This is a genomic window from Nautilia lithotrophica (assembly GCF_054656815.1).
The window spans coordinates 1-20,968 of the sequence record NZ_BAAHXN010000005.1 but is presented as its reverse complement, the minus strand read 5'-3'; the positions used below and the strand labels follow the sequence as shown (position 1 = coordinate 20,968).

The window sequence follows — 20,968 nt, the reverse complement described above, 5'->3', positions numbered from 1 at the left end:
CTTAACTAACTTTAATAACTTTTTCATATCTCTTTTATAAATTTTTCTATCTCTTTTTGGAGGTGTTTTAAATCTTTTGAATTGTCGATAACGTAGTCGGCTTTTTGCTTTTTAAGCTCAATATCAAGCTGGTTGTTTAAAATTGAGAGGGCCTGCTCTTCACTCACGCAATCCCTTTGCATTACCCTTTTTATCTGCAGTTCTTTTGGGGCGTAAATTACTAAAACTTTATTGAATTCGGGATAATTTTGTTTTTCAAAATACAAAGGCAGATCCACAAAATATTTAACGCCGTCTTTTTCATATTTTTCGGCGAGGTTTATTACTCTTTTTCTAACTTCCGGCAAAATGATGCTTTCGAGTGTTTTTAGTTTTTCTTTATCGTTAAATACGATGTCTCTTAGTTTTTTCCTATCTGTAGTTTTGAAAATTTCTTTTATTTTTTCTTTTTTTTCTTCAAATACCTCTTTGCTTATTTTATCGGCGTCTATTATTTTATAACCAAACATCCTCAAAAAGGAGGCGACGGTGCTTTTGCCCGTCCCTATGCCGCCTGTTAATACGATTGCATTAGAAAATTTTTCACTTTTCACTTTACACTTTTCACTTATAATTTAATAACGTCTTTGATATTTTCAAAAATATATTTAGGCAGAACGAAGCTTGCAAGATGAATATCCGTATGGTAATAATGGGTGTTTTCTACGAAGTCGCTTCTGTGTCTTATTAGGTCGGCTGTAGGATGAATCTCTTTGCTTGCAAAAACCAAAGCTTTTCTTTCTCCGCTATCTTCAATGAAATAATAAGGCATTACGATATAAAAAAGTTTGCTGAGATTTGCAAAAAGATCTCTGTCTTCCAAAGAAGAGGCTGTTGTAATATATATGCCTTTATCGTTTAATTTTTCGTAAATTTTTATTAAATCACCCGGTTTTTCTTCAATAATCAGATCATATTTTTCCTGAGTGTCTTCATTAAAAATTTCGAATTTTTTAGTAAGAATTTTATTAAATTCCCCGTTTAGTTCGCTTGGAACTAAAAATTTATCACCGGCTTCCTGTGTGCATGCACCTACAAGAGCCATCATCTCTTTTTGAGTTTGAGTCATTATTATCCTTTTTTTGGCTTAATATATCAAAAAAATTTGAAATTGCAAAAAAATTTGATATATTTCGGACAAAAATTATCTTAAAGGAGTAAAAATGTATAAAATCGATGTAGAAAAAATGTGTGGATGTATAAAAAATAGTAATCTTGAGTTTCCAAAAACATTTGATACAAAAGAAGAAGCCGAATTTGAATCTTTAAAAATTGCAAATTATATGAATGGAAATTTTTGTAAAAAACACAGATTTTTTGTAAATGAAGAAGAGGATACATTTAAAATTTATGTTGAACTCTCTTGCCCTGGCGTTAGCTGAGGGCTTTTTTGTTATAATCTTACAAAAAGGCTAATTTAATGGTTGCCCATCTTTGCTGCAGTGTTGATGCCGGATATTTTTTAAAAAGATTAAAAGAAGAATTTCCTAATGAAAGAATAATCGGTTTTTTTTATGACCCTAATATTCATCCTTATTCCGAATTTAAACTTCGTTCTCTTGATACCGAAAGGATTTGCAAGAAGCTCGGAATAGAATATGTTGAAGGCGAATATGATTATGAAAGCTGGCTTAACGCCGTGAAGGGAAAAGAGAACGAGCCGGAAAAGGGTGTTAGATGCTCTATATGTTTTGACCATTCTTTGGAAGCTACCGCAAAGTTTGCACAAAAAACGGGGGATAATAAAATAACAACATCTCTTTTAATGTCACCCATGAAATCACAAGAGCAGTTAAATTCAATCGGAAAAGTTATAAAAAGAAAATACGGCATTGATTTTTACGCTCCCGATTACCGAAAAAAAGGCGGAACCCAGGCTCAGCAGCAGTTTGCAAAAGAAACTCAGATGTATAGGCAGGATTATTGCGGTTGTATTTATGGTATCTGGCAGCAAAAACGGCATCAGGAAATAATAGATGAACTTTTAAATCCCATAACCGGACAAACGCTTCCTGCAAGCATAGAAGAAAGGTTAGAGATTTATAAAAAGAGGCTTGAATATGAAGATAAAGGTATAGAATATAAAATAATCAAAGAAAATTTCCTCAATTACAGACTGCTGCGAGGAAATGTAAAATGGAAAATGGAAAATCAGGGGTCCCCGAAAAGTCCTGAGACTTTTTGGGGTAAAGATGCAAAGTGGGAAATTGTGGATAGTTATATTCTGTTTTATTCGTATCTTCAAAGACCTGCGAGAGGAAGAATTGATTTTGTAAAAGACGGGATCGGGTATTTTAACAGAATGCAGATAATTTTTGTGGAAATTGCGAAATTTAATGAAATTTTAAATAAAAAATACCAAAATGTTAAAGAAATAATCAAAAATCCCCCAAGTGTTGAAGAAGAGATTGAGTTTAGGGAAAAAATAACCAATACCAAATACTCTTTGTCGCCGATAATTGTTGTGGATGAGATTAAAGAAAAGTATGAAGTCGATATTGAAGCAAAAGTTTATCCTGATGTAAGAGAAATTTTGATAAAATTTTAATAAAAAAGGATAATATATGGTTTATGATATTAATCAGATTCAAGAGATGCTTCCTCACAGATATCCGTTTTTATTGGTTGACAGAATTACGGAAGTTAAAGAAGGCGAATATGTTGAAGGTTATTTAAATATTTCCATTACAAACCAGGTATTTCAGGGGCATTTTCCGGGACATCCGATATATCCAGGTGTATTAATAATCGAAGGTATGGCGCAAACGGGTGCGATTTTACCTTTTACAATTATGAGTAAAGAAGAATTAAGCGACAAAGTGGTATATTTTATGAGTATTGACAAAGCTAAATTCAGAAAACCTGTGCTTCCGGGTGATAAACTGGTATATAAAGTTTCTACGATAAAACACAGAGGAAAAATCTGGCAGCTTAAAGGTGAAGCTTATGTGGACGGAGAGCTGGTAAGCGAAGCCGAGCTTAAAGCCATGATAATGGATAAATAATTAAAAATGAAGAATAGAGAATTTAAAAAAGGGGTCCCCGAAAAGTTGGTAAACTTTTTGGGGTATAGATAGAGAATTGAGAATGGAGAATTAATGAAAGCGATTATAAAAGGTAAAGTAGGCAAAAACTGCAAAATAGGTGAAGGCGTAATAATTGACGAAAACGTAGTAATAGGTGATAATAATATAATTGACCCGTATACAATTATTACCGGATATACGACAATAGGGGATAATAATCATATTTATTCTCACGCGGTGCTTGGAAGCGAGCCGCAGGATTTGAAATATCACGGGGAAAAAACGGAACTTATTATCGGAAACAACAACAAAATCAGAGAATTTACACTTATTAACCCCGGAACCGAAGGCGGAGGGGCCGTAACTAAAATAGGTGATAACAATCTTTTAATGGGATATGTCCATGTGGCTCATGACGTAATCATAGGAAATAACTGCATTTTGGCAAACGCGGCAACACTTGCAGGACATGTGGTTTTGGAAGATTTTGTAGTAGTGGGAGGAATGACGCCTATTCATCAGTTTGTAAAAATAGGTGCACATGCCATGATAGGCGGTGCAAGCGCCGTTGCACAGGATATTCCGCCGTTTACAATAGCGGAAGGCAACAGAGCTAAACTAAGAGGTCTTAATCTTACGGGACTTAGAAGAAGATTTGAAAACAGAAGTGATATAGATGCTATTAAAAAGGCGTATAAAGCTCTGTTTGAAAGCGGAAAACCGCTTAAAGACACGGCAAAAGAGATAATTGAAAATACAGATAACGAATATGTAAAACATTTATGCGAATTCGTATTAAATTCGAAAAGGGGAATACCATATGATAGAAAAGTGTAGTTTCTGCGGCAGTCTTGAAACAGAAGACAATCCGCTATTGGCGGCGCCTGATGATGCGGCGTTTATATGTAAAAACTGCGTATTAACCGCATATGAAATAATAATGGGTGCCGAAAACAAAAAAAAAGAGAATAAAAAACCGGCAGACATAAAACTCTTAACGCCAAAAGCGATAAAATCGCATTTGGACGAGTATGTAATAGGGCAGGAAAGAGCCAAAAAAATTATTTCGGTAGCAGTATATAATCACTATAAAAGAATACTTTTTGGTGCAAAAACGGATGTGGAAATTCAAAAATCAAACATCCTTATGATAGGACCTACCGGAAGCGGTAAAACGCTTATAGCAAGAACTCTTGCAAAACTTCTTGACGTTCCTTTGGCAATAGCCGATGCCACTTCGTTAACGGAAGCGGGATATGTAGGAGAAGATGTAGAAAACGTGCTTTTGAAACTTATCCAGGCGGCCGATTATGACATCGAAAAAGCCCAAAGAGGTATTGTGTTTATAGACGAAATAGACAAAATCTCAAGACTTTCCGAAAACAGATCCATTACAAGGGATGTAAGCGGCGAGGGTGTTCAACAGGCACTGCTTAAAATTATAGAAGGATCAATTGTTAACGTTCCGCCTCAGGGAGGAAGAAAACACCCTAATCAGGAATTTATTCAGATAGACACTTCAAATATCCTGTTTATCTGCGGCGGTGCGTTTGACGGGCTTGAAGAGATTATTCAAAAAAGACTCGAAGGCGCTACGGTCGGATTTTTAGGTAAAACAAAAGAAAAACTTACAAAAGACGACATTTTTGCACTTGTAGAGCCGGAAGATTTAGTCAAATACGGCCTTATTCCGGAACTTATAGGAAGGCTTCCGGTAATTGCGACTCTTAGGGAACTCGGAAGGGATGATTTAATCAGGGTTCTAACAGAGCCTAAAGACGCTCTTATTAAGCAATATCAGGCATTGTTTAAACTTGACGACGTTGAACTTGAATTTGAAAGGGAAGCCCTTGAAGCAATTGCCGATAAAGCAATTAAAAGAGGAACCGGAGCCAGAGGACTCAGGGCTATTTTAGAAGAAGCAATGGTTGATATTATGTTCAACCTTCCGGAATATAGAGGATATAAAATTATTATTACAAAAGATGTAATTGAAAACAAAGCCGAGCCTATTTTAATCAAAAAGGAAGAAAATGCTAAATAAATTACTTGGACTTTTCAGTAACGACCTTGCAATAGATTTAGGGACCGCCAATACGCTTGTTAGCGTAAAAGGCAAAGGGATAGTAATAAACGAACCAAGCGTTGTAGCTATTAAAGACGACAAACACAAAAAGAAAGTTTTAGCCGTCGGAAAAGCCGCAAAAGAGATGGTGGGTAAAACGCCCAAAAACATTGTAGCCATCCGTCCTATGAAAAACGGGGTAATTGCCGATTTCAGCGTAACGGAAGAAATGATAAGATATTTCATTCAAAAAGTTCATAACAGGAAAGGTCTAATTAGACCCAGAATTGTTATATGCGTTCCTTACGGACTTACTCAGGTTGAAAGAAAGGCCGTAAAAGAATCTGCAATGAGTGCAGGGGCTAGGGAAGTATATCTGATTGAAGAGCCTATGGCTGCAGCAATTGGTGCAGGACTTCCAGTAAAAGAACCTCAGGGAAGTATGGTTATTGATATCGGAGGAGGAACGACCGAAATAGGCGTTATTTCTTTAGGCGGACTTGTTGTAAGTAAGTCGATCAGGGTTGCTGGTGATAAGTTTGACAGGAGCATCGTCGATTACATAAATAAAAAATACAACCTAATCATCGGTGAAAGAGTAGCCGAAGAGATTAAAATGGAAATCGGAAGTGCGGTTAAACTCGAAGAAGAGCTTAAAATGCAAGTTCAGGGTAAAAACAGAATTTCGGGTCTTCTTGAAACAATCACGGTTACCAGTGAAGATATAAGAGAAGCACTTAAAGAACCGGTAAAAGAGATAGGCGAAGCCGTTAAACAGGTTCTTGAAGAAACGCCTGCCGATCTTGCCGGAGATATTGTTGAAAACGGAATAGTGCTTACAGGTGGTGGTGCACTTCTTAAAGGGCTTGATAAATATCTTAGCGATCTTGTGCTGCTTCCGGTTTATATTGCTGAAGAGCCTCTTTTGGCGGTAGCGAAAGGAACGGGTAAAGTCCTGGATGAAATAGAAATTTTAGCAACGCTTGATGAGTAGACGCTTATTATTAATATTAACTATTGTAATAGTGTTGTTTTTTCAGATTCCGGTTATTAAAAAATACACACTTGAGAGCGCAAACGCTCTTAAAAGTTCTTTTTCTTCCCTTTTAACAACATGGAAAGAGATTTACGAAGAATATATAGACCAAAAAGACACGCTTCAAAAACTTCTTATAGAAAATAAATTTTTAAAAGACGAAATACAAAAAATTGCCGTTAAATACGCCACATGTAAAGATTTGAAATATTTTAAGAGTCTGGATGTTCCGAATGTAGTTTTTACACAGGTGATTTCTTATGCAAAACTTCCTGATTTTACGCAGGTTTATGTAAATTACAGCAAACCTTTTACAACACCTAGAGGACTGGTTTATAATAATCTGGCTGCCGGTATTGTTGTTAAACACTATTCAAATTACTCTTTGGCACTTTTAAATTCTAATGAGAAAACTTCTTACACGGTATATATAGGAAAAGATAAAATTCCGGGAATTTTTTACGGAAAAATAAACACAATAAAATACATTCCGAAATTTAAACAGATAAATATAGGTGATTTGGTGATAACAAGCGGGCTTGACGGCGTTTTTTATCAGGGTGCAAGGGTAGGTGAAATAACCGAAATAAAACAGAAAAAATTGTATCAGGAAGCAAAAGTCAGACTTTTTTATAATGATTTGAATCCGGAATTTTTTTATGTCGTAGAAACACCTCTTCAAAAGTTACAAAAAACTAAAAATAAAGATATAATTAAAAAAAAGGAGTAGTAATGGATACTCAAAATATTGAAAATACACTTAAAAAAATGGGGCTTGTTCTAGAAAAACTTGTTCAAAAAGTTGATGAATTGGATAAAAGAGTGGCAAAACTTGAAGGAAAAGATGAAAAAAAGTTTTCAAGCGAGGATCTCAAAGTAAAACCTCAAACTCAGACAAATTCGACTTCAAGCAGTTTATCAAGTGGCTTTGGAAGTAGCTTTTTAGGGTCTTTAACCGGTGCAATGGCGGGGATGGGGCTTTATAACCTGCTTTTTAACCATAATGTTTCTCCTGTTCAGATGGGGGAGAGTTTGGGAATGGATAGTAGTGAAATAAACGAGGTTTTGCAAAACGATTTAAGTGAAATAGATTCAAAACTTGATGAGATAGATTCTAAGCTTGAAGAGCTTGACGCTAAACTTGACGATGTGTCTGCGGACCTTGATGAAGATGTTATGACGAGCGAATATTTTGAGAGTTATGAAGATGAAATAGCAGATAATGATTTTGAGGGAGGGTTTGACGATTTTGAAGGATTGGATGATTTTGACGTTTAATCAACCTCGCAAATTATCTCTTTAACTCCCTTTTTTTCCTGAATTTCTATTACTTTAATATCTTCAAAAGGAATTTTAAGCACATCTTCCAAAGTTTTTGGTTTGTGTTTTGCGATAATTGCTGTAAGTTTTCCCCTGTAAGCTTTTGCAAAATGACTTACCACTTTGCCGTTTTTTATAAATTTAAAAGTAATTGCGTTTTTTGGTTTATATATTTTTTCATAAAATTTAGCCCTTAAATCTATAAAAGGCTCGTTTTCATTGATTTTTTCAAGTATTGGCGCAAATAGATTGTGATGATATGAATAGATGTCAAATCCGGGTTTTGCCCCCTGTTTTAAGGTATAGTGAGGAATCATATCTCCGGCGCTTATCACTCCGAAAAGATTGGAAAAGATATATACGTTTTCATCTATCCATTTTTGGAAATCTTCATCAAGTTCGTTATATTTTAAATGATCAAATGCAACCCCGCTGTATCTGAGTATTGCTTTTTTTGTAGGTCTTTTAAATACGGAAGTTTTATCATCTCCAAAATTTTTTATATCATCGGTTGTTTTTAAAAATTCGTCGTATTTTTTAACGGCTTCTATTCTTTTTTCGTAAATTTCTGGGAAGATGAAACTCTCTTTTGAAATAGGGGGATTCTCTCCCCCTAACGTTTTTCTCTCGCTCGGTGCTAAAAGTATTTTCATTTATTTCCTTACATCTGAATTATAAAGATTGAATTATCTCTTTTTATTTCAAGAAGAACATCACCTCTATCAAGATCTTTTAATTGCTCTTTTAATTCATCAATTGATTTTACATCAATCCATTTTCCTGTTTTAATTGTTTTTATTCTTAGGATTATATCACCTTTTTGTAATCCAACCATTGCAGGATATGTATTTGGTGCTACTTTATCGATTACGATTTGGTTTTTGTCTTCTTTAAGTGTTATTCCTTCAAGAAGCTTTATGCTCTCAATTGTTTCCACTTTGGTTTTAAGTGCTTTTAATTTTGCCGTTAAAGTAATATATTTTCCGTTTCTGTATACTTTGATGTTTACTTTTGCGTCCGGTCCTTTGAAAGCTATTTTGTTTCTGAGTTCCCCTGCGTTTTTAACTTCTTCCCCGTCTACCGCCACAATAATGTCGCCAGGTTTAAGCCCTGCCGCGTCTGCCGCACTTTTTGGTTCTACCTTATTGATAAGCACACCATGGTCTATTCCGTAAAGTTTTGCTTTACCTGAATCAATATTGCTTATCATTACGCCTAAATATCCTCTTACCACTTTTCCGTGTTTGATAAGTGATGTGATTACGAATTTCATCATATTACTCGGAATTGCAAATCCTATACCATTGTTTCCACCGCTTCTGCTTATAATTGCTGAATTGATACCTATTAGTCTTCCTTTAAGATCTACAAGTGCTCCCCCGCTGTTTCCTGGATTGATTGCGGCGTCTGTCTGGATAAAATTTTCATAATCATTAAGCCCTATTGACGTTCTGTTAAGAGCGCTTATTATTCCGTGAGTAACCGTTTCCCCAAGTCCAAACGGATTTCCTATTGCAAGGACGATATCTCCCACTTTTATTTTGCTTGAATCGGCAATTGTTATCGGTTTTAAATTTTTGGCGTCTATTTTAATAATCGCAATATCCGTTTTAGGATCCGTTCCTATAAGTTTTGCCGTATATTTTCTTCCGTCATGCAGTTTTACAATAATTTTGGTAGCACCTGAAACTACATGGTTATTTGTAACTATATATCCGTCTTTTGTAACAATCACACCGCTTCCGAGTGCATATTCTTTGTGTTCTTTAGGCTCTTTTGGCATCTCTCCAAAAGGTCCGAAAAATCTTTTAAAGAAAGGATCTTCAAAAAATTTTCTGAATTGTTCCGGTATTTTAGTTTTAACCATTTTTTCCGTTGAAATGTTTACAACACTCGGAATTACTTTCTGAACTACCGAAGAGTATGACATTACAAGGCCGTTTTGATTTGGTGCTATTCTTTGAATAGCTGAATTATCCACTTTTAAATTTAAATTTCCGGCCATTAAAGCTACACTAACGCTTACAGCCATAATTAATTTCTTCATTTCCACTCCTTAAAAGTTAATTTCCCGCTATCAGTATACAACATCAGGGTTAAAAATGGATTAAAAATATTAAATTTCTTAAAGTTTGCTTAAAATTGTATCTTTTTAATATCATTCGAATAAAAAAGAGTTTGAATGGATTTTTCAAAATATACTGACGAAGAATTAATCGATATTATAGAAAAAGCAAAAGTTGAACTTGCTAAAAGAAGAGAAGGAAAATGGATTCATTTTAAAACCAACGGGTGTTTTATTCCTAAATTCGGTCCTGCTTATGTTGCTAAACTATATCTTTCAGGTGATGAGATTGAAAGGGATTTTATACACTCAAACGGAAAAGAGTGGTGCAAAAAAAGCAAATCTTATAAAGAAGACTGGGATGTGGAGATTTTCGAAAATGACGTGCTTGAGACAAGGCTAACTACTGGCAGAAAAATAGATAAAAGGGAGTGGTATTACGTAAAAGAGGGCGAACTTATACCCCTTATGGATTTGGATGAAGCCAAGCAGTTTTTGAAAAATTTAAAATAAGGAAGGGTTTTTTAGGGTCATTGAGTTGTTAAAGTTGGTTAAGTTTTTAATTAGTTAAATAGTATATTTGTTATTAGTGTATTAGTAGTTGGTATATTGGTAATTAGGGTTTTTCAATAATAAAAGTTAAACAACTTTAACTAACCACAACAACCTTAACTAACTTTTATAACCATAACTAACATCAATAACTTTAACTAACTTCCATAACTTGATTATCACCACCAAGCAAGAATTTTTTCATTGATATCATCGGGAGAATGTTTAAGCATATGATAGATATATCTTGCGAACATATCTGTTTCAATGTTTACTTTTTGGGGAAGTTTATATGTTTTAAAAAGAGTGTTTTCAAAAGTATGGGGGATAATGGTAAGTCTGAATCTGTCACTGAAGACTTCATTGACGGTCAGACTGACGCCGTCTATTGCAATCGAGCCTTTTGGGGCGATGTATTTCATTATTTTAGGGTCGGTTTTTATGATTACATCGTAAGAATTGGCGTTTTTTTTGATTTCAAGTATTTCACCAATTGCATCCACATGTCCTTGAATTAGATGTCCGTCAATTCTGTCACCAAATCTGAGGGCCGGTTCTATATGCACCTCTTTTCCGGCTTGATAGTTTTCAAGAGGGACTATTTTTTGGGTTTCAGGCGAAAGTTCTACTTCAAATCCGTCCGGATATATTTTTGTGGCTGTAAGACACACGCCGTTTATTGCAATGCTATCACCTATTTTGGGTCTGTATTTTGCCAAAATTCTTAATTTATTGTTTCCAAAACTTTTTATTTTTGCCGTTTCCCTTATAAGTCCGTTAAACATTGAAATATTCCTCAATAAGTTTTCTTGCAGTCTCAGGGTCTTTTACTTCATTCATTTTGCTTCTGAATTCACTTGCTTTTGCAATACCTTTTGAGTATGCATGTGCATGCTTTCTGAATAATATTACCCCATATTCACCATACCAGTAAACCATTTGGTTGAAATGTTCAAGTATTACTTCTTTTTTTTGATTAGGGGTTATGGCACCTTGTTGTTTCATTTCAAGAAAAATCCAAGGTTTTCCGACAGCCCCCCTTCCGATTGACACTCCGGCTGCCCCGGTATATTCAATGACAAATTTCGCTTTTTCATAATCAGTAATGTCGCCGTTTGCTATTACGGGGATGTTTACCGCTTTTACGCCTTTTTTTATTTCGTCATAATCGGCTTTGCCTTTATACATCTGTTTAACGCTTCTTCCGTGTATCGTTAAAAACTTTACGCCTAAATCTTCAAGCAGTTTAGCCCTGTCTTCCACGACACTCTTGTCAAATCCTATACGCATTTTTGCACTTACCGGTTTTTTTGATGTTTTGACAATGGCACCAACAACTTCTTTTAAAAAATCCCTGTTTTCATCTTTAAGAAGCACGCCTCCAAAACCGCTGCGTCTTGCTTTGTTTACGGGACAGCCTAAATTTATGTCTATTCCGTCTATCCATTCGATTTCATTTATAATTTCTACGGCTTTAATGGCGTTTTCTATGTTGTTTGCTGCAATTTGCACAAAATAAGGTGTTTCAAGAGGAGATTTTTCCATCATTTTTTTTGTCTTTTCATTATGATAAGCAACGGCGTTTACGTTTATCATTTCACTGAATGTCATATCGCATCCGAATTTTTTTACAACGCTTCTAAAAGGTAAATCGGTATAACCGGCCAGGGGAGCTAAAAAGAAATAGGGGGGATTAGATTTCAGAATCGATATATTCATCAATATCCGCCCTCACACCCGCTTCTCTGAGTTTTAAGAAATATTCAAAAAATTTAAGCTCGTTTTCTTCAATTATTTCTTTAGCTTTTTCTATGTGTTCGTATTTTAACGCTAAATACGCACTTGCCCATTTAAGGGGTTCTACTATTTCAAATTCTCTGTCAGGATCAAGTGTTTGATGAATGCTTTTTGCTATTTCAATCTCTTCTTTAGGTGTTAAAGAGGCTTTTTCAAATAATAATTTTACGTCAGGGTCTTTTAAATGTGCTTTAATTGTTTCAACGTCAATTTCATAGTCATATTTTAAAATCTCATTTATACTTGCGTTTTTTGCATAAATCTTAAATGCCAGTTTTTTCAGCTCTTCATTTTTGTATTTTTTTAAAACCTCTTTTGCAAAGTTTTCATCTTTTTTGAGTCTGTTTTTTATATTTTGGATAAACCACGGATTATCTTCATTTAATTTATATTTACTAATTTCTATTACTTCCCCGTTTATAAGTTTTTCTATATCTTCTAAAAACTCAAATCTTTCACATTTTTTGGGTTTTATTTCAAGCCCGTTTATGTTATTTACGAAATTGTTGCAGTTTTTTAGGATTTTTACCTCTTTTTTTAGAGGCTCTTTGAAAAGAATTCTGTTTTTAATATTTGTTATTAAAATTTCAATATCTTTTTGTATGTTTTTTTTATAAAAATATTCTTTTATATTCAGAACACCGAAAAATATAATTGAAAAAAGAAAAAATATACCCAAAAATATTGCAGTCCAAACTGCATTTGGTAGTGTAATGTTTATTCCAAGCAGACTGAATGTTGTTACACTATTTTCTTCCATATATACTAATAAAGTAATTAATGCGATTAAAATTATGCTAAAAAGAGTATATTTTTTCATTTTATGTTATTTTCCTTCTTTTTCGATTATTTCTCTACATATTATACAATATTTTGCATATGGTTTAATTTTAAGTCTTGCTTCCTGAATAGGGTCTTCACACATTTCACAAATTCCGTATGTGCCTTCATCTATTTTTTTAAGTGCGTCGTTTATTTCTTCAAGTTCTTTTTTTTGGTTTAAATATATCTGATAATCTCTTCCGCTATCCATGCTTGCGGCAGCAAAATCCGCTTCATCGTTTATTTCGCATTTGTTTATATCTTTTATTTCGTTTGAAAGACTGCTTAATATTTTTTCAAGTTCGGCCTTTCTCATCAGCAGCATTTCCTTGTATAAGTGATACTTTTTCATATTCATTCCTTCTCCTTATTTGTGGTATGGGTGATTGTTTTTTATACTTAACCCCCTGTAAATTTGTTCGAACAAAACTAATTTTGCGATTTTATGGCTCATAGTAAGAGGGCTTAGCGATATGTTAATTCCCTTTTTTTTGAATTCATCATCAAAACCCCAAGCACCTGCTATAAAAAAATTAATTTTAGAGTGCTCGAAAATATTTGCAAATTCGTAAGAGTCCATTAATTTCCCCTCAGGGGTTAATATAACGTTATATCCGTCATTAACATATTTTGCAAATATTTTTGAATACTCTGATTTCGGGTTTTCTGATTTGGCAAGTTTATTGGAGTATAAAATGTGGTTTTTAACATCAGCGAAAGGTTTTGACTTTTTTATAAAATCTTTTATTTCATTTTGAAAATCTTCTTTTTTCTCAATCGAGAAGACGTTAATCTGCATATATCGCTTCCTATCACTTTAAATTTTGACGGAATTTTATCATAAATTTTAACGCCTCCGATAACAGCGACGGGATGATTAGAAAATTTTATTAAATCTATAACTTTTTCTCCTATAATATTTGATGTATTTTTAGTCTTAGTGGGGCGATATGCACCAAGTCCGATATAATTTAACGGCAGTTTGTTTGCTTCAAGGATTTCTTCTTTGTTGTGGGTGGAAAGACCAATTATGAATTGAGAATTGAGAATTGAGAATTGAGAGTTTTGATTCATAAACCGGGAATTATTTTTAATAATTTTAAATTCTCCATTCTCCATTCTCCATTCTCCATTTTTTATGGCATATATTATTTCAAAAGCAGACAAATTGTAAGTATCACATAATTTTTTGAGGTCTTCCTGTCCTATATGAATTCCGTCGCAGTAAGGGAGCAGTTCAATGGTGTCATTGATTATTAATGGTTTTTTCCAGTATTTTCTTATTTCAAAAAGACGCTCTTTTTTTTCTTCCAATGGTGAATTTTTATCTCTGTATTGTAGTATTTTGGCTTTTAGGCCTTTTGCTGTTTTACAGAAATCTTTTATTGAAACATCATATTTTTTTAAAGTGTCCCAGTCCAGAAGAGCATATATAGCCACATATTGCCTTTTTGGCGAATTATAGTAAAAAGTTATTAAGTTGTGAAGTAGGTAAGTGGATAAGTTGTGAAGAAAGAAAAGGGATTAGCTAACTTGTTTTAATGTATATTTTAATAAGTTCCCGATAGTGTCTTTTAATTCATTTCTTTTGATTACCATATCAATTAGACCATGTTCAAGTAAGAATTCGGCTCTTTGGAAACCTTCAGGAAGGTCTTCTCCAATTGTCTGTTTAATAACCCTAGGTCCTGCAAATCCGATAATAGCACCCGGTTCTGCAATAATAAAATCACCCAAAAACGCAAATGAAGCACTAACCCCTCCGAATGTAGGATCCGTAAGAACAGAAATATATGGCAGGTTATGTTCTGCAAGGCTGGCAAGTGCCGCAGACGTTTTTGCCATCTGCATTAAAGAAAATGTGCTCTCCTGCATCCTTGCCCCGCCTGAAGTGGATACGATCACTAAACCATGGTTTTTTTCTATTGCCCTGTTTACGGCTCTTACTATTTTTTCACCTTCAACGCTTCCAAGGCTTCCACCCATAAATGCGAAGTCAAATACAACAAGCTGTGTAGGAATGCCGTTAATTTTACATTCACCGCTAATAACGGATGATTTTCTTCCGGTTTTTTTGTAGTTTTCCTCGACCCTCTTTTTGTAACTTTTTTTATCAACGAAGTTTAAAGGGTCATTTGGTTCTAGATTTTTGTCAAATTCCACAAAAGTGCCTTCATCTGCAAGCAGATTTATTCTATCCTGTGCACTCATTCTGAAATGATATTCACACTTAGGGCATGTATTAAATTCCTTTTGAACCTCTTTATAAAAACTGATGGCACCGCAAGCCGGACATTTTATCCATGTTGTGCTTTTTTCCTGTTTGGTGGGTTGAGGTTTTTTAAATTTTTTTAAAAAGTTGCTAAATCCCATTTTTATTCCTTTATTATACTCAAAACTTCCTCTAAATCTTGCTTTTTAGGACTCATTAAAATTAAATCATCTTCAAAATGCCAATGACACTCACTATTATAAAATTTTGCAGCTGCTATGTCGAATTCTCTTATTTCACCTTTGTAAATAACCGCTTTTGCAAACTCTCCATAACATAAAGACAAACTAAGTGCGCCCGGCGCTCTGAATTTAAGAGAGTGATTACTTAATTTTTGAACGATATCAGGATTTTTATAAGCTTTTTCAAAAATAATCACATCGTGTCTGTAATTGGCCGCAAAAGGTTTTCTAAAAAGATTGTCGAATTTTTTTCCGTGTTTATCTCTTATGAAGTAATCACCATTGCTTAAATTTACAACAACGGCCGCTTCATTTTCAAGATATACGCTGCATCCAAAATAAGGAATATGGTTTGAAACGTTGTAACTTCCGTCAATAGGGTCTATTATTATCTTTTTATCTTTTCCGTTGTCTATAAAACCTGCTTCTTCACTTAAAATATTTCCGTAATCACTAAGAGCTTTTATAAATATTTTTTCAGCTATAAGGTCAATATTAAGACTTCTATCCCCGCCAAAACCTATACCTTTTTCTTCAAAAATATTTTCTTCTTCATGAAGAGCTCTTATAATTTTGAGACTTGCACATAATGTAGCGTCAATAAAACTCATTTTTTCTCTCCCAATGTAGTCCAGTTGATTTTGTTGAAATCTTTGTCATATACGCTAGGTGTGCCTCTTGCACCCAATTCTTCTACCGCTTTTTTTGAATTACTTAATATTTTATCAAATTTTGCTTTTTCCTCTTTTGAAGGATGGTAATTTTTCCATGCATTGCTACCACTTAGCACCTCTCTGAATCTTTTCGCTTTTTCCGCGTCATTTTTACCTGCTAAAATGTAATAACTCATAGCTTTTGCATTTTTGTGGAATGACAGAGGAAATAAAATTACGTGAACTTTATAGTTTTTTTCTAAGTTTTCTTTTGTTTTGGCTTCCATCATTCTGCAGTAAGGACATTCAGGGTCTGTTATTAAATATATTTCTTTATCACCTTTTCCGAATGTGAAAATTACACCTTCTTGAACTATTTTTTTATTAACCGGAAAGTTTGCTGTTAATGGATTTCCGTTTTTATTGTTTAGAACGTTTCCGAGTATTGTGTATTTTTTGTCTTTTGTAATATATATATTTCCCGCTCCTCTTGGCGTTTTGATATTTATAATATAAAATCCGTCTTTAAATACGCCTCTTACTTTAACTATTCCTTTTTTGATGTCTTGTGATAGTTTTGGATATATTAAACTTGCTTTTAAAACTTCGTTTAGTTCTTTTTGAGAAAGTAATTTGTCACTTGCAAATAAACTTGCTGCAATACTTAAACTTAAAATAATTTTTTTCATTAAATCTCCTTGATTTTATTTAATATTTTTTCAACTTTTGCTTTTGGGTTTTCATCTTTATATATCGGTCTTCCTACAACTATAAAATCTACTTTTTGTTCTTTTGCTAGATTAATATCAGCAACTCTTGCCTGGTCCCCTGCATTTTCTCCAAAAGGTCTTATTCCGGGTGTTAAGGTAATAAAATTTTCATTGGTTATTTCTTTAATCATTTTACTCTCAAACGCTGAACACACTACACCATCAAGCCCCGCTTCGTGTGAGAGTTTTGCGAATTCTTTTGCTTTTTTTTCAATACTTTCACCATAAATTTTTTTAAACTCTTCATCAGTAAAACTGGTAAGAGCCGTAACGGCAAGCACTAAAGGTCTTTTTTCATATTTTTCAATTCTTTTCATAACCTGTTGCAATGCTTTTATACCGGCACTTGCATGGACATTAAACATATCTACTTCCAGATTTGCTATTTCTTCTGCCGCATCTGCCATAGTGTTTGGGATATCGTAAAGTTTCAGATCCAGAAAAACATTATAACCCATTAACTTTAATTCTTTTATAAATTCATTTCCGTCTCTAATATAACTTCTAAAACCTATTTTAAGCCATAAGTCTTTTGCATATTCTTTTAATTCATTTGCGAGTTTCAGATTTTCTTTTTTTGACGGATTGTCTAATGCAATACAAAGTTTCATTTGTCTACCTTAGGTAATGTTATTCCTTTTTGTCCGTGGTATTTTCCGCTTTTGTCCGCATAGCTTGTTTCGCATATGTTATCATCAGCGCCTAAGAAAATAAGCTGTGCGATACCCTCATTTGCATAAATTTTTGCCGGAAGAGGTGTTGTGTTACTTATTTCTATCGTTATGTGTCCTTCCCATTCAGGTTCTATCGGAGTTACGTTTACGATTATGCCGCATCTAGCGTATGTGCTTTTGCCAACGCAAATAGCAAGCACGTCTCTTGGCATTTTAAAATATTCCACACTTCTGCAAAGAGCAAATGAATTTGGGGGAATAATGCAGTCGCCTTTTATGTTTACCACATTTCTTTCGTCAAAATTTTTAGGATCTACAACCGTGGAATTGATGTTTGTAAATACCATAAATTCGTCACTGACCCTAATATCATATCCATATGAACTTACCCCGTAACTTATAATTCCTTTTCTAACCTGTTTTTCTTCAAAAGGGGATATCATATCAAAATTTTTAGCCATGTTTCTAATCCATATATCGGATTTAACACCCATATTTTTCCTTTGTTTAATAGTTTTATAGTTGCTATATCACCATAATTTCAGCATTACAATTATTTAAAATTGTATCAAATTTATGTTATTATTTTAAAATACTAAAGGAGAATAAATGAAAAAGATATTAGTTTTATTAAGTGTAGCAGGCATGCTTTTTGCTGCTAGATATCCAATGGTAGCAGAATATAATTATTTAAAAGGATGCATAGGAAATAATAAAGACATGGAAAACTATTGTATCTGCACATTAAATGCAATAGAAAATAAATATACATTAAATGAATTTATTACCGCTTTGCAAGATAAGCAAAAGGCAAAAGAAGTAATTAGTTTTGCTGTAAACGAATGTTTAGATAAACTAAAGAAATAAGGAGTATAAATGGATTTAAGAGAAATTAAAAAGCTTCTTGAAGCATTTGATAAATCAACGGCCAACATATTAGAGTATGAAAATGAAGAATTTAGAATTTATTTGGATAAATCTGCAACACAGGTGCAAAATGTTGCTCAAAACGTAGTCCCTCAACCAGTCCAAGCTGCACAACCAGCACCAGCACCAGCTAATACACAAAGCACCGAAAGTAGTGTTGAGTGTATGGAAGGTGAGCTTATTACATCACCAATGGTTGGAACTTTTTATCAAGCACCTAGTCCAGATTCACCACCATATGTAAAAGTTGGGGACAAGGTTAAAAAAGGTCAAACTCTTTGCATTATTGAAGCTATGAAAATAATGAATGAACTTGAAGCCGAATTTGATTGTGAAATATTGGAAGTTCTTGTTGAAGATGGGCAACCAGTGGAATTCGATACCCCTCTTTTTAGGGTTAAAAGGGTATAAATGAAAAGAATTTTAATAGCAAACAGAGGGGAAATTGCCCTTAGGGCAATCAGGGCTATTCATAAATTAAATAAAGAAGCTGTTTGTGTATATTCAAAAGCCGATAAGGATGCTATATATCTTAAATTTGCGGATGGTGCCGTATGTGTAGGACCGGAAAGAAGTAACGAAAGTTATCTCAATATCCCTGCAATTATAACCGCTGCCGAAATGACAGAATGTGACGCAATATTTCCGGGATACGGGTTTTTAAGTGAAAACCAGACATTTGTTGAAGTTTGTAAAGCACACAATATCGCCTTTATAGGACCTTCTCTTGAAGTTATGGAACTGATGGCCGATAAATCCAAAGCCAAAGAAGTTATGAAAAAAGCAGGCGTGCCTGTAATTCCGGGAAGCGAAGGTGCTATAAGTTCTGTTGAAGAAGCCAAAAAAGTGGCGAGTGAGATCGGATATCCGGTAATCCTTAAAGCCGCAAGTGGTGGAGGCGGTAGAGGAATGAGGGTTGTTGAGGATGAAAGTTACATCGAAAACGCATTTCTTGCTGCATCAAGTGAGGCTGAAAGCGCATTTGGGGACCCTACCATTTATATGGAAAAATATATTGAAAAACCTCGTCATGTTGAGGTGCAGATTTTAGGGGATAAACACGGAAACGTAATACATCTGGGTGAAAGGGATTGTTCTCTTCAGAGAAGACATCAAAAACTTATAGAAGAATCACCCGCAAATATTTTAGATGAAGAAACAAGAAAAAAACTGCATGAAACTGCAGTAAAAGCCGCAAAAGCTATTGGTTATTATAGTGCCGGAACAATTGAGTTTTTAGTGGATAAAAATCTTAACTTTTATTTTATGGAAATGAATACAAGACTTCAGGTTGAGCATCCTGTAAGTGAAATGGTTACAGGAATAGACCTTGTAGAATGGATGTTAAGAGTTGAGGAAGGTGAAAAAATACCTTCTCAAAATGAAGTGGAAATCAAAGGGCATGCGATTGAGTGCAGAATCTTAGCGGAAGATCCTGAAAAATTCATTCCAAGTCCAGGAAAAATTCAAAAACTTTATATCCCTGGTGGTAAAGATGTAAGAGTTGATACTCATGTATATGCAGGATATGTAATCCCTCAGTATTATGATAGTTTAATTGCTAAGGTAATTACTTGGGGTAAAGACAGAAATGAAGCTATCAATGTAATGAAAGAAGCGCTTAAAGAATTTCAGGTTAGCGGAATCAAAACATCAATACCTTTCCATCTTAAAATGCTTGAAAACGAAGATTTCATAAACAATAATTACGATACAAAATATCTGGAAACTAAGGGATTAGTTTAAAATTTTTAATTCCTCCTTTTAAATCCCCTATTTTTAAAACATTTTTAACCATTCCTTTAATGGTTACCCAATTCTTTGGATCAATTACCAAATATAAGATACCTTTGTCACCTGCAAACACTTTGTTGTATAAATTTGCTTTTATATATACGCCTTTTGCGTTGTCAAAAGTATCTTTTACTTTTTCAAGTTCCCTGCCTTTTGGAAAGGTTACATCAACTTTTCCATCACTTTTTCTACCGCCTAATGCATAGAATGTATAAATTTCTTTTTTAGGAAGTCGTTTTAAGTAAGTAGGGAGGTTAAAATATAGACTAAGCACGTCATCAGGGGTATAATAAGGCATGGTTTCGTTTGCTTCAAGTTTTCCATTTTTGTATTTAAGACGGATTATTTTTTTGTTTTTATGGTCAAAAAGATATATTCTTTTGTAAAAATCATCACCTTTTTTCCTTGTGGATATATATGCATTGGGAATCAGGATATTGTTTTTAATCACACCTATACTTGAATAAGTCTGAATCATATGTTTTGAAAGTGTAGCGGCAAGTCCCAGGGCCTTGCTTTCTGTAAATATTTTATAATTTGTTCCATTTGTTTCGTATATTGCGTTTGCTTCTGCAATAGTTCCGAAAATCCCATATTTTGCGTAATAACTTGCTATCATTGTTTTTGCGTTTAAAAATAGCGCTAAAATAAAAAGTAAAAATACCCTCATTTAAAACCTTTTTTATTAATTATAACACAATACTAAACAATGAAAATTAAAAAAACGGGGTCCCCAAAAAATCGGTAGATTTTATGGGGCAGAAAAAACGGGGTCCCAAAAAAATCGGTAGATTTTATTTGGAGTAGAGAAATAATTGGGAATTAACAGCGGCAGACACAAACCGCCAAAGTAACCCTAACAACTTTAAAAACTTTAATAACTAATACACAAATATCCTAATATACCAATTTACTTCAATAACTTCAATAACTTCAATAACTTCAATAACTTCAATAACTTCAATAACTTCAAT

At 33.9% G+C, this 20,968-nt stretch carries 28 protein-coding genes; 12 read left to right on the top strand and 16 right to left on the bottom strand.

Annotated elements, in window-relative coordinates; all coding sequences use genetic code 11:
- Positions 1 to 23: 23 nt before the first annotated feature.
- Entirely contained in the window at positions 24 to 593 is a 570-nt protein-coding gene (coaE, locus tag ACYQ19_RS08755) for a dephospho-CoA kinase (RefSeq protein ID WP_459979050.1), read from the bottom strand.
- Positions 594 to 607: 14 nt separating this feature from the next.
- Positions 608 to 1,108, bottom strand: a complete 501-nt coding sequence (locus ACYQ19_RS08750) for a class I SAM-dependent methyltransferase (RefSeq protein WP_459979049.1) — start codon at positions 1,106 to 1,108, stop codon at positions 608 to 610.
- A gap of 94 nt (positions 1,109 to 1,202) precedes the next feature.
- Between ACYQ19_RS08750 and ACYQ19_RS08745 the strand changes: the two genes are divergently transcribed.
- The 8 genes from ACYQ19_RS08745 (at position 1,203) to ACYQ19_RS08710 (ending at position 7,444) form a co-directional block, all read left to right on the top strand.
- The gene (locus tag ACYQ19_RS08745) at positions 1,203 to 1,421 is read left to right on the top strand and encodes a hypothetical protein (RefSeq protein ID WP_459979048.1); all 219 of its coding nucleotides are present in this window, start codon (positions 1,203 to 1,205) and stop codon (positions 1,419 to 1,421) included.
- A gap of 38 nt (positions 1,422 to 1,459) precedes the next feature.
- Entirely contained in the window at positions 1,460 to 2,587 is a 1,128-nt protein-coding gene (locus ACYQ19_RS08740) for an epoxyqueuosine reductase QueH (protein WP_459979047.1), read from the top strand.
- A 16-nt stretch (positions 2,588 to 2,603) separates the two neighbouring features.
- Entirely contained in the window at positions 2,604 to 3,044 is a 441-nt protein-coding gene (fabZ, locus tag ACYQ19_RS08735; RefSeq protein ID WP_459979045.1) for a 3-hydroxyacyl-ACP dehydratase FabZ, read from the top strand.
- 93 nt (positions 3,045 to 3,137) lie between these two features.
- Positions 3,138 to 3,902 (top strand): acyl-ACP--UDP-N-acetylglucosamine O-acyltransferase, encoded by a 765-nt coding sequence (lpxA, locus tag ACYQ19_RS08730; protein ID WP_459979044.1) that lies wholly within the window; start codon positions 3,138 to 3,140, stop codon positions 3,900 to 3,902.
- The gene (gene clpX, locus ACYQ19_RS08725) at positions 3,886 to 5,109 is read left to right on the top strand and encodes an ATP-dependent Clp protease ATP-binding subunit ClpX (RefSeq protein ID WP_459979043.1); all 1,224 of its coding nucleotides are present in this window, start codon (positions 3,886 to 3,888) and stop codon (positions 5,107 to 5,109) included. The genes lpxA and clpX overlap by 17 nt, the downstream gene beginning before the upstream one ends.
- Positions 5,099 to 6,124 (top strand): rod shape-determining protein, encoded by a 1,026-nt coding sequence (locus tag ACYQ19_RS08720; RefSeq protein WP_459979042.1) that lies wholly within the window; start codon positions 5,099 to 5,101, stop codon positions 6,122 to 6,124. Before clpX ends, ACYQ19_RS08720 begins: the two co-directional genes overlap by 11 nt.
- On the top strand, positions 6,117 to 6,896 hold the full coding sequence (locus ACYQ19_RS08715) for a rod shape-determining protein MreC (protein WP_459979041.1): 780 nt from the start codon (positions 6,117 to 6,119) through the stop codon (positions 6,894 to 6,896). The genes ACYQ19_RS08720 and ACYQ19_RS08715 overlap by 8 nt, the downstream gene beginning before the upstream one ends.
- 2 nt (positions 6,897 to 6,898) lie before the next feature.
- Positions 6,899 to 7,444: a hypothetical protein gene (locus ACYQ19_RS08710; protein WP_459979040.1), complete on the top strand. Its 546-nt coding sequence runs from the start codon at positions 6,899 to 6,901 to the stop codon at positions 7,442 to 7,444.
- Here the strand turns inward: ACYQ19_RS08710 and ACYQ19_RS08705 are convergent.
- A complete protein-coding gene (locus ACYQ19_RS08705) occupies positions 7,441 to 8,139 on the bottom strand; it encodes a YaaA family protein (protein ID WP_459979039.1) in 699 nt (232 codons plus the stop codon). The two genes, ACYQ19_RS08710 and ACYQ19_RS08705, sit on opposite strands and share 4 nt — an antisense overlap.
- Positions 8,140 to 8,147: 8 nt before the next feature.
- The gene (locus tag ACYQ19_RS08700) at positions 8,148 to 9,533 is read right to left on the bottom strand and encodes a DegQ family serine endoprotease (RefSeq protein ID WP_459979038.1); all 1,386 of its coding nucleotides are present in this window, start codon (positions 9,531 to 9,533) and stop codon (positions 8,148 to 8,150) included.
- A 135-nt stretch (positions 9,534 to 9,668) separates the two neighbouring features.
- Here ACYQ19_RS08700 and ACYQ19_RS08695 point away from each other — a divergent pair, with 135 nt between their 5' ends.
- Complete coding sequence (locus ACYQ19_RS08695) at positions 9,669 to 10,064, top strand: hypothetical protein (protein ID WP_459979037.1); 396 nt, start codon at positions 9,669 to 9,671, stop codon at positions 10,062 to 10,064.
- Between the two features lie 218 nt (positions 10,065 to 10,282).
- Here ACYQ19_RS08695 and ribE read toward each other — a convergent pair whose 3' ends face one another.
- The 11 genes from ribE to dcd all read right to left on the bottom strand — a co-directional run bounded on the left by ribE (position 10,283) and on the right by dcd (position 17,767).
- The gene (gene ribE / locus ACYQ19_RS08690; RefSeq protein ID WP_459979036.1) at positions 10,283 to 10,888 is read right to left on the bottom strand and encodes a riboflavin synthase; all 606 of its coding nucleotides are present in this window, start codon (positions 10,886 to 10,888) and stop codon (positions 10,283 to 10,285) included.
- Positions 10,881 to 11,822 (bottom strand): tRNA dihydrouridine synthase, encoded by a 942-nt coding sequence (locus tag ACYQ19_RS08685; RefSeq protein WP_459979035.1) that lies wholly within the window; start codon positions 11,820 to 11,822, stop codon positions 10,881 to 10,883. The genes ribE and ACYQ19_RS08685 overlap by 8 nt, the downstream gene beginning before the upstream one ends.
- Complete coding sequence (locus ACYQ19_RS08680) at positions 11,797 to 12,720, bottom strand: hypothetical protein (RefSeq protein WP_459979034.1); 924 nt, start codon at positions 12,718 to 12,720, stop codon at positions 11,797 to 11,799. The genes ACYQ19_RS08685 and ACYQ19_RS08680 overlap by 26 nt, the downstream gene beginning before the upstream one ends.
- Before the next feature lie 6 nt (positions 12,721 to 12,726).
- Positions 12,727 to 13,074: an RNA polymerase-binding protein DksA gene (gene dksA / locus ACYQ19_RS08675; protein WP_459979033.1), complete on the bottom strand. Its 348-nt coding sequence runs from the start codon at positions 13,072 to 13,074 to the stop codon at positions 12,727 to 12,729.
- 15 nt (positions 13,075 to 13,089) lie between these two features.
- Positions 13,090 to 13,521 carry a 23S rRNA (pseudouridine(1915)-N(3))-methyltransferase RlmH gene (locus ACYQ19_RS08670; protein ID WP_459979032.1) on the bottom strand — a complete coding sequence of 144 codons (432 nt, stop codon included), beginning with the start codon at positions 13,519 to 13,521 and terminating at the stop codon, positions 13,090 to 13,092.
- Positions 13,467 to 14,162: a thiamine phosphate synthase gene (locus ACYQ19_RS08665; protein ID WP_459979031.1), complete on the bottom strand. Its 696-nt coding sequence runs from the start codon at positions 14,160 to 14,162 to the stop codon at positions 13,467 to 13,469. Before ACYQ19_RS08665 ends, ACYQ19_RS08670 begins: the two co-directional genes overlap by 55 nt.
- Before the next feature lie 84 nt (positions 14,163 to 14,246).
- Positions 14,247 to 15,095, bottom strand: coding sequence for an acetyl-CoA carboxylase, carboxyltransferase subunit beta (gene accD / locus ACYQ19_RS08660; RefSeq protein WP_459979030.1), 849 nt, complete (start codon positions 15,093 to 15,095; stop codon positions 14,247 to 14,249).
- A 2-nt stretch (positions 15,096 to 15,097) separates the two neighbouring features.
- Positions 15,098 to 15,787 carry an FIG domain-containing protein gene (locus ACYQ19_RS08655; protein WP_459979029.1) on the bottom strand — a complete coding sequence of 230 codons (690 nt, stop codon included), beginning with the start codon at positions 15,785 to 15,787 and terminating at the stop codon, positions 15,098 to 15,100.
- A complete protein-coding gene (locus ACYQ19_RS08650) occupies positions 15,784 to 16,518 on the bottom strand; it encodes a thioredoxin fold domain-containing protein (protein ID WP_459979028.1) in 735 nt (244 codons plus the stop codon). The genes ACYQ19_RS08655 and ACYQ19_RS08650 overlap by 4 nt, the downstream gene beginning before the upstream one ends.
- A complete protein-coding gene (gene pyrF / locus ACYQ19_RS08645; protein WP_459979027.1) occupies positions 16,518 to 17,210 on the bottom strand; it encodes an orotidine-5'-phosphate decarboxylase in 693 nt (230 codons plus the stop codon). The genes ACYQ19_RS08650 and pyrF overlap by 1 nt, the downstream gene beginning before the upstream one ends.
- Positions 17,207 to 17,767 carry a dCTP deaminase gene (gene dcd / locus ACYQ19_RS08640; RefSeq protein ID WP_459979026.1) on the bottom strand — a complete coding sequence of 187 codons (561 nt, stop codon included), beginning with the start codon at positions 17,765 to 17,767 and terminating at the stop codon, positions 17,207 to 17,209. Before dcd ends, pyrF begins: the two co-directional genes overlap by 4 nt.
- Positions 17,768 to 17,882: 115 nt before the next feature.
- Here dcd and ACYQ19_RS08635 point away from each other — a divergent pair, with 115 nt between their 5' ends.
- From ACYQ19_RS08635 to ACYQ19_RS08625, 3 genes are read left to right on the top strand one after another with little or no spacing between them, the layout of a single operon-like run.
- Positions 17,883 to 18,140 (top strand): hypothetical protein, encoded by a 258-nt coding sequence (locus tag ACYQ19_RS08635; protein WP_459979025.1) that lies wholly within the window; start codon positions 17,883 to 17,885, stop codon positions 18,138 to 18,140.
- Between the two features lie 9 nt (positions 18,141 to 18,149).
- On the top strand, positions 18,150 to 18,611 hold the full coding sequence (gene accB, locus ACYQ19_RS08630) for an acetyl-CoA carboxylase biotin carboxyl carrier protein (protein ID WP_459979024.1): 462 nt from the start codon (positions 18,150 to 18,152) through the stop codon (positions 18,609 to 18,611).
- Positions 18,612 to 19,946, top strand: coding sequence for an acetyl-CoA carboxylase biotin carboxylase subunit (locus ACYQ19_RS08625; protein WP_459979023.1), 1,335 nt, complete (start codon positions 18,612 to 18,614; stop codon positions 19,944 to 19,946).
- Here the strand turns inward: ACYQ19_RS08625 and ACYQ19_RS08620 are convergent.
- Entirely contained in the window at positions 19,930 to 20,664 is a 735-nt protein-coding gene (locus ACYQ19_RS08620) for a DUF3108 domain-containing protein (protein WP_459979022.1), read from the bottom strand. The two genes, ACYQ19_RS08625 and ACYQ19_RS08620, sit on opposite strands and share 17 nt — an antisense overlap.
- Between the last annotated feature and the right edge of the window lie 304 nt (positions 20,665 to 20,968).

Bases quoted from the DNA above. Each gene is read 5' to 3' on its own strand.
- ACYQ19_RS08695 (WP_459979037.1), top strand. From the start codon at position 9,669: ATGGATTTTTCAAAATATACTGACGAAGAATTAATCGATATTATAGAA.
- ACYQ19_RS08750 (WP_459979049.1), bottom strand. From the start codon at position 1,108: ATGACTCAAACTCAAAAAGAGATGATGGCTCTTGTAGGTGCATGCACA.
- ACYQ19_RS08620 (WP_459979022.1), bottom strand. From the start codon at position 20,664: ATGAGGGTATTTTTACTTTTTATTTTAGCGCTATTTTTAAACGCAAAA.
- ACYQ19_RS08745 (WP_459979048.1), top strand. From the start codon at position 1,203: ATGTATAAAATCGATGTAGAAAAAATGTGTGGATGTATAAAAAATAGT.
- clpX (WP_459979043.1), top strand. From the start codon at position 3,886: ATGATAGAAAAGTGTAGTTTCTGCGGCAGTCTTGAAACAGAAGACAAT.
- dksA (WP_459979033.1), bottom strand. From the start codon at position 13,074: ATGAAAAAGTATCACTTATACAAGGAAATGCTGCTGATGAGAAAGGCC.
- lpxA (WP_459979044.1), top strand. From the start codon at position 3,138: ATGAAAGCGATTATAAAAGGTAAAGTAGGCAAAAACTGCAAAATAGGT.
- ACYQ19_RS08680 (WP_459979034.1), bottom strand. From the start codon at position 12,720: ATGAAAAAATATACTCTTTTTAGCATAATTTTAATCGCATTAATTACT.
- ribE (WP_459979036.1), bottom strand. From the start codon at position 10,888: ATGTTTAACGGACTTATAAGGGAAACGGCAAAAATAAAAAGTTTTGGA.
- ACYQ19_RS08650 (WP_459979028.1), bottom strand. From the start codon at position 16,518: ATGAAAAAAATTATTTTAAGTTTAAGTATTGCAGCAAGTTTATTTGCA.
- ACYQ19_RS08710 (WP_459979040.1), top strand. From the start codon at position 6,899: ATGGATACTCAAAATATTGAAAATACACTTAAAAAAATGGGGCTTGTT.
- ACYQ19_RS08720 (WP_459979042.1), top strand. From the start codon at position 5,099: ATGCTAAATAAATTACTTGGACTTTTCAGTAACGACCTTGCAATAGAT.
- ACYQ19_RS08685 (WP_459979035.1), bottom strand. From the start codon at position 11,822: ATGAATATATCGATTCTGAAATCTAATCCCCCCTATTTCTTTTTAGCT.
- ACYQ19_RS08625 (WP_459979023.1), top strand. From the start codon at position 18,612: ATGAAAAGAATTTTAATAGCAAACAGAGGGGAAATTGCCCTTAGGGCA.
- ACYQ19_RS08670 (WP_459979032.1), bottom strand. From the start codon at position 13,521: ATGCAGATTAACGTCTTCTCGATTGAGAAAAAAGAAGATTTTCAAAAT.
- ACYQ19_RS08700 (WP_459979038.1), bottom strand. From the start codon at position 9,533: ATGAAGAAATTAATTATGGCTGTAAGCGTTAGTGTAGCTTTAATGGCC.
- ACYQ19_RS08655 (WP_459979029.1), bottom strand. From the start codon at position 15,787: ATGAGTTTTATTGACGCTACATTATGTGCAAGTCTCAAAATTATAAGA.
- ACYQ19_RS08705 (WP_459979039.1), bottom strand. From the start codon at position 8,139: ATGAAAATACTTTTAGCACCGAGCGAGAGAAAAACGTTAGGGGGAGAG.
- dcd (WP_459979026.1), bottom strand. From the start codon at position 17,767: ATGGGTGTTAAATCCGATATATGGATTAGAAACATGGCTAAAAATTTT.
- accB (WP_459979024.1), top strand. From the start codon at position 18,150: ATGGATTTAAGAGAAATTAAAAAGCTTCTTGAAGCATTTGATAAATCA.
- ACYQ19_RS08740 (WP_459979047.1), top strand. From the start codon at position 1,460: ATGGTTGCCCATCTTTGCTGCAGTGTTGATGCCGGATATTTTTTAAAA.
- ACYQ19_RS08715 (WP_459979041.1), top strand. From the start codon at position 6,117: ATGAGTAGACGCTTATTATTAATATTAACTATTGTAATAGTGTTGTTT.
- accD (WP_459979030.1), bottom strand. From the start codon at position 15,095: ATGGGATTTAGCAACTTTTTAAAAAAATTTAAAAAACCTCAACCCACC.
- pyrF (WP_459979027.1), bottom strand. From the start codon at position 17,210: ATGAAACTTTGTATTGCATTAGACAATCCGTCAAAAAAAGAAAATCTG.
- fabZ (WP_459979045.1), top strand. From the start codon at position 2,604: ATGGTTTATGATATTAATCAGATTCAAGAGATGCTTCCTCACAGATAT.
- ACYQ19_RS08635 (WP_459979025.1), top strand. From the start codon at position 17,883: ATGAAAAAGATATTAGTTTTATTAAGTGTAGCAGGCATGCTTTTTGCT.